The following is an 11,469-nucleotide window of genomic DNA, read 5'->3' on the forward strand; positions in this document are numbered from 1 at the left end:
CTTCGGTGCAGTCGCACGCTACCGTCGACGAAGCGGCTCGCCCTTGCTCAGCGACGCTTCAGCACGGCAACGAGCGTAGCGTGCGGGCAACCCGAATGTCCTGATCCGGACATGAATCGTTCTGAATGCCCGGATCTCCCACGACATCGCCGATCACGCAACCCGGTCGAATCCGTGCGCGGCGGCAAGCGCTACCGCGCTGCTGCACGAACCACACGAGCCGATGCGCGAGCCGCGTGTTCGGCGTGCGCGCACGCTTCGCATGACTGAATGTCAGGCTGCCTTCGCGATCGGATTGCGCAGCACGCCAAGCCCTTCGATCTCGACTTCGCAGACATCGCCCGGCTTCATCCAGAGTTGAGGCTCGCGCGCCATGCCGACGCCGGCCGGCGTGCCCGTGACGATCACGTCGCCTGCCTGCAGCGTCATCACCTCGCTCAGCAGCACGATCAGCGTCTCGACGTCGAAGATCATGTCCGAAGTCGACGCCTCCTGTACGACCTTGCCGTTCAGGCGCGTCTGGATGCACCGCCCTTTGCAGCCTCGGGGCAACGCGTCGGCCGTCACGAACCACGGCCCAAATGCGCCGGTTCCGTCGAAATTCTTGCCCATCGTCCATTGCGGCGTACGGAACTGGTAGTCGCGCAGCGTCGCGTCGTTGAACAGCGCGTAGCCCGCCACGTGATCGAGCGCGCGCTCGCGCGGGATATTCCGGCCGCCCGCGCCGATCACCGCGGCCAGCTCGCCTTCGTAATCGAGTTGCGACGATTGCGGCGGCATCACGATCGCTTCGCCATGACCGATCAGGCTCGACGCAAAGCGCGCGAATACGGTCGGATAGGTCTGCTTCTCGAAGCCGGTTTCGGCCGAATGGTCCAGATAGTTCAACCCGACGCAGACGATCTTGTTCGGTCGCCCGAACGGCGGCAACAGGCGGACGGTGTCGAGATCGACCGCGCTGCCGCGCGCGAGGCCGTCGGCCACCTCGGCCAAGGAAGCGCCCCTCGCGAGCAACGCGTCCAGATCACCCGGATAGCCGGCATCGGAAGCCGTCAATCCGTGCCAGCTTCCGTTCCGTTCGACCGCCAGGCCGCGGCATCCATCGATTTCATAGGCTGCAAAACGCATAGCACGCTCCTTGTCTGACGTCCGCGCGGACGTCGGTTTCTTCGTCAACGTCCTCGCCGAGCCGAACGGCTTCCGGTCGGCCGGTCGTCACCCTTCGTTACTCGTCGTGCGCGGTAACCACCGTCGCGTCGACCGCGTTGTGCAGCGGCCGAATCGCGGCGCTATCGCGCAACGCCTCCGGTAGCGGGCCTCCGGTCGCCCAGTCGAGCAGTTGCACCGTATGCACGAACGGAATCGCGATGGCGTCCGCAAGCTGGGTCATGCAGCCGATGTTGCCGCTCGCGGCGACCTCCGCATGGGTGGAGCGGATCGCCGCGACCTTGCGCTGCTTCAACTCGCCCGCGATCGCCGGCTGCAACAGGTTATAGACGCCGGCCGACCCGCAGCACATAAAGCTGTCGGGAGGTTCGACGACCTCGAAACCCGCGGCACGCAACAGATCGAGGGGCGGCCGTACGATGCGCTGACCGTGCTGCATCGAGCACGCGGCGTGATAGACGACCCGTAGCGCCGTCGGCACGACGGGCGCCTGCAGGCCGAGTGCCGCCATGAACTCGGAAATGTCCTTCGCCAGCGCACTGACCCGAGCGGCCTTGTCCCGCCAGTCCGGGTCGAGCCGCAGTGCATGACCGTAAGCCTTGAGCGACGTGCCGCAGCCCGACGTATTGACGATGATCGCGTCGAGGCCGCCAGGCCCGTCGGCCTCGCGGAGCCACGCATCGATATTCGCCTTCACGAGCGGCAGCGCGCGATCTTCGAGCCCCATGTGCTCGGCCGGCGCGCCACAACACCCCGCGCCAGCGGCAACGACGACCTCCACGCCGTGCCGCTGCAGCAGCCGGATCGTTGCCTCGTTGATCGCAGGGTCCAGCACGGTCTGCACACAGCCGTTCAACAGGCTGACTCGCGCTCGGCGCACGCCGCGGGCGGGGAACACCTGTGCCCTGTCGACCGCGCTCGCAGGCGGCAACGGCCCAGCGGGCGTCATCTCGAGCATCGCGCGCAACGTCCCGCCGAATGCCGATCGCAACGGGCGAAACACCTTTCCCGCCGCCAGTGCCGCACGGAACAGGCGGCGGCTCGGAATCAGCAGACTCAACGCATGGCGGATCACGCGCTGCACCAGTGGGCGGCGATAGCGGGATTCGACATATTCGCGGCCGTGCGCAATCAGCTTCGAGTACTGCACATCGGACGGGCAGATCGCTTCGCACGCGAGGCAGGTCAGGCAGCGGTCGAGGTGCGCAACCGTCTTCGCATCCGGTGCGCCGCCCGTCTCGTACATGTTGCGTATCAGCACGATGCGACCACGCGGGCTATCGTTCTCGTCGTGCCGGACCTGATAAGTCGGACAGTGCGACAGACAGGTACCGCAATGCACGCAATTGCGGATGATGTCGTTCGACAGCGCAATGTCCGGATCCGCCAGTGCCACGTCGCCGATGCGAGTTCTCATATCACGCGCCTCCGGTTTCAAGTCGTTCGAGCCTGCCCGGGTTGAGCACGCGATTGGGATCGAATGCCCGGCGAACGCGTTCGCCGAGCGCTCGCTGCGCAGCGGCGCGCGGCTGGAACGCACCGACCGCGCGCCGCAATGCTTCGGGCGCCCGCAGCAGGCACGCCTGCCCCCCAACAGTCGCGACCGCCTGCCTCAGTGACGCAGCGTGCGCGACGACACCCGACGGGTCCGTACGAACGAACACGAGGCTGCCGCCCCAGTCGTAGATCGCATCGCCGCCCAGCGACGCCACGATGCGCGCCGCGTGCGTGCCCGGCAGCATCAGGCGCCACAAGCACGCATCGCGATCGTCAACGAACGGATGCAGGTCGCGCAGCGTGCGCCAGAACGCACCGCTTTCCTCGCCTTCGATCGTCCGAAACTGCACCGACCGCCCAAGGCGCCGGACGAGTTCCACTTCGCGTCCCTTCACGGACTGACCGAAGCCTTCCAGACGCAACGCGGTCATCGAGGCGCCCTTGCGAACGCCGCCCATGTGAGCCGCAGCGCTGACCTCGAATGGCAACCGCAGCACATCGCCCAGAAGCCGAATTGCGGCGGCGTCGCCCAACCCCTCGGCCAGCAGCGTGATTTCATCCGGCCATGCCGGCTGGATCTTCAACGTGACCGATGCCAGTACCGCCAGCGTGCCGAAGGATCCCGTCATCAGGCGCGGCATGTCGTATCCGGTTACGTTCTTCACGGTCCTCCCGCCGCCCTTGAATGCCTCGCCGCGACCATTCACCGCTTCGACACCCAGCACCGCATCACGCGCGGCACCGGACAGGACGCGCCGCGGGCCGGTCAGGTTGCAGGCGATGATGCCGCCGATCGTGTCCTGTTCGGGCTTGCCGCCAAACAGCGCGCCGTAATCGGGCGGCTCGAATGCGAGCTGCTGGCGATGTTCAGCCAGCGCGGCACGCACGATCGAGACCGGCGTGCCAGCTCGAACCTTGATCACGAGCTCCTCGGGCTCGTAGAACTCGATGCCGGCCATGCCGGACAGGTCGAGCAACGCATCCGCGCGAAACGGTTCGCCGAACGCGCGCTTGGTCCCTCCGCCGACAAGCTCAAACGAGCGGCCGTGCGCGTTCGCGTCCGCAACGACAGCAGCAAGCTCCGCGGTATCGTGCGGGCAGATTCTCGCCAGGCCCGGTGCGGCTTCATTGACGACCATGCCGGCCTCCTAGAACCGCGGGACATCCGCAAAGCGCAGATTGCCGTTTCGCATGCGCACGCCCCCGAGTTCCACGCAGCGACAGGGCGTCGGAAACACCTTCCCCGGATTGAGCAGTTCGCATGGATCGAACGCGCACTTGAGTCGCTGCTGTTGCGCGAGATCGTTCGGCGCGAACTGATAGGTCATCAGGTCGCGCTTCTCGACGCCGATGCCGTGTTCGCCGCTCAGCACACCACCAAGGTCGACGCAGGCACGCAGGATGTCCGCACCGAACGCCTCGGCCTTCTCCAGATCGCCTGGCTTCGCGGAATCAAACAGCACCATTGGGTGAAGATTTCCGTCGCCGGCGTGGAAACAGTTCGCGTAAGCGAGCCCGTGCAGCCTCGACAATGCGTCGATCCGCTTCAGGATCTCGCCAAGGCGGCCGCGCGGGATCGTGCCGTCGGTCACGTAAACATCCCGCGCAATCTTGCCCATCGCACCAAACGCGAGCTTGCGGCCACGCCACAACCGTTCGCGCTCGGCCTCGGTACGACTGATCCGTACGTCCACGACGCCGATCTCGTGCGCGATTTGCTCGACTTCGGCAGCAAGCGCTTCCACTTCGACGTTCGTGCCGTCGAGTTCGCACAGCAGTAGCGCCTCGACGCCCTGCGGCGGCACCTCACCGAGCAACGACGCGACTGCGTCGATGACCTTGCGGTCGACAAATTCGAGTCCGGCCGGAACGATGCCGCGGCCGATGATCGCGCCGACACAATGACTGGCGGCTTCCACATCGGCAAAACCGAGCGATAGCACACGTGCGACGGGCGGCTCGGGTGTCAGGCGTACGGTGATCTCGGTCACGACCGCGAGCAGGCCTTCCGAGCCGATCAGCGCACCACACAGATCGAACTCGCCGTCTGCGCCGCCCATGAATGCACCACCCAGGCGGATCATGTCACCGGTCATCAGAACGATCTCCATGCCCGTGACGTGGTTCGACGTCACACCGTATTTCAGGCAATGAACACCGCCCGAGTTTTCCGCCACGTTGCCGCCGATCGTCGAAATGGCCTGACTCGACGGATCCGGCATGTAACACAGTCCGAGCGAGCGAACGGCCTCGGTCACGCGCACGTTCTGCACGCCTGGCTGCACACGCGCCACGCGATTCTCGGCATCGACCTCGACGACGCGGTTCATCCGGGCCGTGACGAGAAGAATGCCATCTTCGAGCGGCAGTGCGCCTCCCGACAGCGACGTGCCCGATCCGCGCGGTACGACCTTGATACCCGCCGCGTGGCAGTAACGGAGCACGCGACTCACCTCGTCCGTCGTATCGGGCAGTACGACCAGCAATGGCAACGCGCTGTACGCGGTAAGCCCGTCGCATTCGTACGGGCGCCGCTCCGTTTCGCTGTCGAGCACCCATTCGTCGCCGACAATCGCGCGCAGTTCGCGGGCGATCGCCTCGCGGCGCCTCATGATCGACGAATCGACATCCGGCATCTTCACGCTTCGGCTCTCCTTTGTCGCTCCGGCCGTGCCACACGGCATCCGTCATTGACGCCGCTCGCCGCACTGCTCACATCGGGCATTAGAGGTCGCCGCCCTCCCACGAACAACTTAATCGTTATGAAACGGCCCGCGCCTGCCGGAACGCCTCTACCCGGAAGACGATTCAGAACAATTCATGCGACTGTCCATGTTGCTTCGCCTATGCTCGAACAGCACTCGCGCGCACTTCGCTCCGATGGCGCGTCGTCCGAACCGAAACGGGAACCGACACATGTCCACCACTACGCCTTCGATCGTTCACCACACCGTCACTGCGAACGGCATTCGACAACATTTCATCGACGCGGGTAGCGGGCCTGTCGTGGTCCTGCTGCACGGTTTCCCGGAAACCAGCTTCGCATGGCGCTTCCAGATTCCCGTCCTGGCACAACGCTACCGCGTCATCGTGCCCGACCTGCGCGGCTACGGCGAAACCGACAAGCCGGCCGCCGGCTACGACAAACGCAACATGGCGCGCGATCTCGTCGCGTTGCTCGACACGCTTGGCATCGGCCGAATCGCACTGGTCGGGCACGATCGCGGCGCACGCGTCGCGACACGCTTCGCGAAGGACTTCCCCGAGCGCCTCGAGCGCCTTGTCGTGATGGACAACGTGCCGACCCGCATCGTCGCGCAGAACATGACCGCCCAGACGGCACGCGCGTACTGGTTCTTCCTGTTTCATCAGGTACCGGACCTGCCCGAAGCACTGATCGCCGGCAAGGAAGCCGAGTGGCTGAGCCACTTCTTCTCCGACTGGTGCTACAACCCGCACGCCATTTCCGGCGAAGCGTTCGACACGTATGTCCGGGCCTATCGTCGTCCCGGCGCCGTGCGTGGCGCACTCGCCGACTACCGCGCGAATGCGGAAGACGTCAAACAGGATCTCGCCGACGCCGATGTGAAGATCGCATGCCCGACCATGGCGATCTGGGGTGAGGACTTCTACGCGGTCGGCAAGATGTTCGACATGAAATCCGTCTGGGAAAGCATGGCGACCCATCTTCGAGCCGAGCCCGTCGCGCAATGCGGCCACCTTCCGCAGGAAGAACAGCCGGAACGCGTCAACGCGCTGCTGCTCGATTTCCTGACGAGCTGGGAAGGTTGAATCCGCAGCGCACCGGCATCGAGGCAGCAGGAAATCGGACGCACGGCACGCGCAATCCACTGGCCAACAGGAGCACTTCATGAATGACGTATCGAGGCCGCGGGCACTCGTGATCGGCGGATCGGTAGGCGGACTCTTCACGGCAACTGCGCTGCGTGCGGCAGGATGGCGCGTCAGCGTGTTCGAGCAGTCGCCAAGCGAGCTCGATAGCCGCGGCGGAGGCATCGTCCTGCAGCGGCCGATCGTCCGCGCGTTCGCCTTCGGCGGGGTAACGATGCCGAGCGATACCGGCGTGGATTCGGCCGACCGGATCTATCTTGACGAAGGTGACCGGATCGTGCAGCAAATGCGCATGCCGCAAACCCAGACTGCGTGGAATGTGATCTACACCGCGCTGAAGCGCGCACTGCCGGCGGGCGTCGTCCATGCAGGCGAGACGTTCGAGCGACTCGATTCCAATGGCGCGTGCGTCACCGCGCATTTCGCGAGCGGCCGGGTAGAACACGCGGATCTGCTCGTCGGCGCCGATGGCGGGCGCTCTGCCGTGCGCGCGCAACTGCTGCCCGATACGCAACCCACCTATGCGGGTTACGTTGCATGGCGCGGGCTCGTCGACGAGCATGACCTGCCCGATCGGGTACTGCGCGTGCTGCGCGACCGCTTTACGTTTCAGCAGGGTGACGCACATCTATTCCTGACCTACCTGGTACCCGGCCGCGACGGCACCGTCGAGCCCGGCAAACGGCGCGTGAACTGGGTGTGGTACCGGCGTCTCTCGCACGACAAGCTGCCTGAACTGTTTCTTTCCCGGGACGGCACACAGCGAGACGGATCGCTGCCGCCCGGTGCGATGCGCGACGACAATCGGTCGGAACTCGTCGATGCGAGCCGCAACCTGCTCGCACCGACGCTCGCCGCGCTCGTCGACGCAACGCACGCGCCGTTCGCACAGGCCATTCAGGACCTTGTCGTCGAGCGAATGGTGTTCGGCCGCGCGGTCCTGCTTGGCGACGCAGCTTGCCTTGTTCGCCCACATACCGCCGCCGGCGTAGCAAAGGCGGCGGACAACGCGGTTGGACTCGCCGAAGCGATGCAGGCTTTCGCGGGAGGCACGGCGTTCGACGCCGCACTGTCGCGTTGGGAGCGCGATCAGCAGAAGATCAACGCGTCGCTATCGGCGCTCGGTATTTCACTGGGTACGCGCATCATGGGATCTACGTGACCACCTTGGCAATGCCTTGCACATGGCGCGCTGCGCACCTGCGCCGCGCGCACGATCATGCCTCAACTACCGCCTTCGGAAAGCGTCAGCTGGTTATTGACCGATGTCACCCCGGGGACAGTGCTCGCACGTTTTTCCGCGAGCGCGATTTGCGGCTCGTCGGCTACCTCGCCGGTCAGCGTCACGGCACCGCCCTTGGCAAATACCACGACGCGCGCCTGATCCAGCGCGTGGTCCTTTGCAATACTCTTCCGTACACGCTTTGCAAGAGCACGATCCGCCGCTCGCGCCTGCTTGCGCGCGGTGGAAACGGCAGGATCACCATGCTTTCTGGCAACTGCGGGGGAGTTCGGTTTGGCGGGAGAATATGCCTCCGATGCGAGCGCAACGGTCGGTGCCCCGATCATGATGGCAGCAAATATGGGTAGAAGTCGCGACTTCATATGGCCTCCTCGAATCTACGGTGAACTTTACAAGGCAAGCTGGTTGATACGCACTGATCGTATCGTGCTCGACGTCAACCGTACTTAAAAGCAGGCCTGAAATGATCTTAATTTTTGGGACCCGGCCGACACGGCGTGAACGTCGGTCTGAAGATGACGTCGGCTCCACCGAGCGCTTCGCACGCTTCGATGCGCCGCTCGGTGCGAAAGAGGCGAAGATCCCTGTCCCAGATTTGAAAATTCCTGAATGCGCGGATAGAAAATATTCAAACGACTCGGGTACTGGCATCTCGTCGCGAATCCCAGCCGCCCATCAGGCAACGTTCGCGGAATCCGCCCCGCCCTACGGGCGTGCCGCACCACGCGCGGGCATGTCGACAGCCGATTGCATGAACCGTTGATCGACCGTCGCGGAGATCCGCTGGGCCGTTTCATGCAACGCCGCGCCGATCTGCCTGACCGACCGTGCACCGGCTTCGCCCGACTGCGCCAGGTACGGGCAAGCGAGGATCGCGATGGCCGAACCCGACTTGTCGACGATCGGCGTCGCGATATCGGTGACGCCGGGAATGCGTTCGTTGGGGCGACAGAGATAGCCGTCGACCAGATGGGTGGGCAACGCTTCGTCGCCGTGCGGCAGATTCCTCGATTCGACATCGTGCCCGTCGGCCCGCGACAGCCGGGTCCGCACGTCTTCGTCCTGAAAGGCCCGGTACATCTCGCCCGCGGCGCTGCCGTGCAACGACACGCGCGTCCCGACGCGGACCGCGATGTTCCATTCCGTTTCCGCACCGGCCGTTGCTATGACGATCATCGTGTCGCCGTCGAATACCGTCAGGTAACACGACTGGACCGTCTGAAATGCGAACTGTTGCAGCAGCGGCGTGACGAGCGCGCCCAGCGATCGCGTCGGCGCGTGATGCTGCCCGAGAAAGTAGAGCTTCATGGTCAATGCGTACCGGTCGTAGCGATCCACCCGGTAGATGTAACCGCGGTCCTCGAGCACCTGCATCATCCGGTACAGCTCGCTTCGGCTGCGCTTCAACGCGCGGCAGATGTCCGCCTGCGCCATGCCGTACTGGCGATCGATGAGCAGCTCGAGGATATCGAGCCCCTTTTCGAGTGCCGGCGCACGATATCTTGCCTTTTTTTCAGGTCCCGTATCGACGAGATCCACGGCGTCACTGTCTGGATTCTGCATGTGCTGAAATTCCGGTCGTCAGGCAACGCCAGGCTCACCGAGTCCGCGGTTCGGCGGGATGACGAGCTGGCATGCCTGTCGCGTCATGAATCGACGAGTAGGTTCGTGACGAGTCTCTGGCGAGACAATGCGCGTCGACGTGCGACGCGCTCATCTCGAGTTCGCGCGATCAGCTCAACAAGCCTGCTTTTCCGGCCACCATGGCTGCGGTGTTTCCCGAATCAGATAGTCATCCAGGTTCTTGTCGACGAGCCACTTGGGACGTGCACCTTTTCCCGACCATGATCGGCCGGTGTCCGGATCGTAGTATTTTGCCGATGCCTTGTGTCGATTGGCCTTGACGAAACCCGCCGCCCGCAGCAACTCGATTTCCGTGATGTCGAACTGCTTGACGTGCTCGGCAATCTCCTCGAGCTTGACCTTCTTCTCCTTCTGCCTGGCTTCTTCGACAATCAGATTCAAGTGACCGAGCTGCTTTTGAAGCTCGCGAATCGTAGGACTCTTCATTTGATGCATTCCGGGATTAAGTCAATTTGCGGCCTTTCCGCGCGCGTAAGCGATGCTGCATTTCCGTGACTGCATGACCCATCTCGTGGCACCCGATCCCAAAGACGGGGCGCTAGGTCCCGATACGTACGCGTCATACGGGACACGCCACCGACGTGAGTCTCGCACTCGCCCCGCCCGCCGTCGCACCGGGATCCCGAGCGACGCCTGCGATTCACGACGCGGCTGAATTTACATCATCCATTTACGTGGCACATAGCACTCAACGCATGATTCGTGCCATCGCCCCATGCTCGGTTGCAATGCCGCATAAAAACGTCGACAAACCATGGCTTTTGTCTGTCGCTCGAAATATCTGAATAAAACCGGTTCCCGCGGCAAAACGTTTGCGTTCCGTCCGCGGCGCAGTCCGTTACGTAACGACACGTCGTAACACACACGTGACGAACGGAACATCGCCCCCCTCTCTCGTGAATATTCGTTCGAATGAGCGATTAGGAATACGGATCATATTTCGAAAGGCGCGTCCTGGAAACGTTTTAACCCGTCGGTAGCCGGAATGCCAACACTGCCGCATTGCCTGCTGCATGTCTTCGACGGCCATTTGATCGATTTTTCACGCCGACAGGCGTTGCGGTCTTGTGCGCAATCGCGCATCATCCCACCCTGACGCTGGCCGAACACAGCACGGCGAATCCGCTTCGGGCCACCCACCTCATCCATTGCCCAGACACCCTATCACATGGCCTCACCGATCCTTCCCGCCATCGTCGCCCTCCTGGCCGCGACGACGGTTGCACCGGCCAACGGCGCCGAATCCGCTCCGCTCGATCTTTGCGGGTTCGCGCCGGTATTCAACGAGAATTTCAACGCGTTCCGCGTCTCGCCTCGCACCCTCGGCGACGCACAATGGATCGCGCACACGCCGTGGAATGGTGACTTCGGTGATGCCGCGTTCTCCGATCCGGGGCCTCAAGGGCCGTTCAGCGTGGTCAACGGCGAATTGCACATCACGGCGAGCCGCACGCCGCAGGGTCGCTGGCATTCCGGCCTGATCGCCGCGGCCGATGCGTCCGGCAATGGCCGCGGCGTGCGCTACGGATATTTCGAAGCCCGCATGAAGATGCCGCCCGGCCCCGGCACATGGCCGGCGTTCTGGTTGATGAGCCTCAAGCCCGTCGCCGACCCGGCGCCGCGCGTGGAAATCGATGTCGTCGAATACTACGGGCACGCAACCGATCGGTATTCCTCATCGCTTCACGTGTGGTACCGCGGCGCGAACCAGAATCAGTCGCGCCATGTCACGCATCGCAGTCCCGTTCCGGCCGGCTCGCTCGTCAACGGGTACCACGACTACGGGGTCCGCGTGCTGCCGGACAAGATCACGTACTACCTCGATCGCCGCCCCGTCTGGGAACAGGCGACACCAGCGGAACTCGACACACCGCTCTATCCGCTCGTCAATCTTGCGCTGGGCTCGGGCTATCCGATCGACCAGACGCCCGACCCGTCGACGCTCGCCGTCAAATGGGTGCGGCTCTACGCGCTCGACGAAGCGGGCCGATCGAGCCGTTGTGCGCGGCCGAAAGAGCACTGATCGCGACCCGGCCCCGGGGCCGCCGCGCGCTCCGCCGGCTGGC

General features: G+C 64.1%; 10 protein-coding genes. 3 read left to right on the plus strand and 7 right to left on the minus strand.

The window, feature by feature from the left end:
• Nucleotides 1-273: 273 nt before the first annotated feature.
• From G3N64_RS00105 to G3N64_RS00120, 4 genes are all read right to left on the minus strand, one after another.
• Nucleotides 274-1,128 carry a fumarylacetoacetate hydrolase family protein gene (locus G3N64_RS00105; protein WP_205781770.1) on the minus strand — a complete coding sequence of 285 codons (855 nt, stop codon included), beginning with the start codon at nucleotides 1,126-1,128 and terminating at the stop codon, nucleotides 274-276.
• A 97-nt stretch (nucleotides 1,129-1,225) separates the two neighbouring features.
• Nucleotides 1,226-2,584 carry a glycolate oxidase subunit GlcF gene (gene glcF, locus G3N64_RS00110; RefSeq protein WP_205781771.1) on the minus strand — a complete coding sequence of 453 codons (1,359 nt, stop codon included), beginning with the start codon at nucleotides 2,582-2,584 and terminating at the stop codon, nucleotides 1,226-1,228.
• A 1-nt stretch (nucleotide 2,585) separates the two neighbouring features.
• The gene (gene glcE / locus G3N64_RS00115) at nucleotides 2,586-3,803 is read right to left on the minus strand and encodes a glycolate oxidase subunit GlcE (RefSeq protein ID WP_205781772.1); all 1,218 of its coding nucleotides are present in this window, start codon (nucleotides 3,801-3,803) and stop codon (nucleotides 2,586-2,588) included.
• Between the two features lie 9 nt (nucleotides 3,804-3,812).
• Complete coding sequence (locus tag G3N64_RS00120; RefSeq protein ID WP_241020698.1) at nucleotides 3,813-5,300, minus strand: FAD-linked oxidase C-terminal domain-containing protein; 1,488 nt, start codon at nucleotides 5,298-5,300, stop codon at nucleotides 3,813-3,815.
• Between the two features lie 280 nt (nucleotides 5,301-5,580).
• Here G3N64_RS00120 and G3N64_RS00125 point away from each other — a divergent pair, with 280 nt between their 5' ends.
• On the plus strand, nucleotides 5,581-6,456 hold the full coding sequence (locus tag G3N64_RS00125) for an alpha/beta hydrolase (RefSeq protein WP_205781774.1): 876 nt from the start codon (nucleotides 5,581-5,583) through the stop codon (nucleotides 6,454-6,456).
• A gap of 79 nt (nucleotides 6,457-6,535) precedes the next feature.
• Nucleotides 6,536-7,678 (plus strand): FAD binding domain-containing protein, encoded by a 1,143-nt coding sequence (locus tag G3N64_RS00130; protein ID WP_205781775.1) that lies wholly within the window; start codon nucleotides 6,536-6,538, stop codon nucleotides 7,676-7,678.
• Between the two features lie 62 nt (nucleotides 7,679-7,740).
• Here the strand turns inward: G3N64_RS00130 and G3N64_RS00135 are convergent, their stop codons facing one another.
• The 3 genes from G3N64_RS00135 to G3N64_RS00145 form a co-directional block, all read right to left on the minus strand.
• Nucleotides 7,741-8,121 carry a BON domain-containing protein gene (locus G3N64_RS00135; RefSeq protein ID WP_205781776.1) on the minus strand — a complete coding sequence of 127 codons (381 nt, stop codon included), beginning with the start codon at nucleotides 8,119-8,121 and terminating at the stop codon, nucleotides 7,741-7,743.
• A gap of 343 nt (nucleotides 8,122-8,464) precedes the next feature.
• Entirely contained in the window at nucleotides 8,465-9,322 is an 858-nt protein-coding gene (locus G3N64_RS00140) for an IclR family transcriptional regulator (RefSeq protein ID WP_205781777.1), read from the minus strand.
• 174 nt (nucleotides 9,323-9,496) lie between these two features.
• Nucleotides 9,497-9,829 carry an H-NS histone family protein gene (locus tag G3N64_RS00145; protein WP_205781778.1) on the minus strand — a complete coding sequence of 111 codons (333 nt, stop codon included), beginning with the start codon at nucleotides 9,827-9,829 and terminating at the stop codon, nucleotides 9,497-9,499.
• Nucleotides 9,830-10,571: 742 nt separating this feature from the next.
• On the opposite strand from G3N64_RS00145, the gene G3N64_RS00150 reads away from it, so the two are divergent.
• The gene (locus G3N64_RS00150) at nucleotides 10,572-11,426 is read left to right on the plus strand and encodes a glycoside hydrolase family 16 protein (RefSeq protein WP_205781779.1); all 855 of its coding nucleotides are present in this window, start codon (nucleotides 10,572-10,574) and stop codon (nucleotides 11,424-11,426) included.
• Nucleotides 11,427-11,469 lie beyond the last annotated feature (43 nt).

This window comes from Burkholderia sp. Ac-20344 (assembly GCF_017104975.1).
In the GTDB taxonomy this organism is placed as follows: domain Bacteria; phylum Pseudomonadota; class Gammaproteobacteria; order Burkholderiales; family Burkholderiaceae; genus Burkholderia.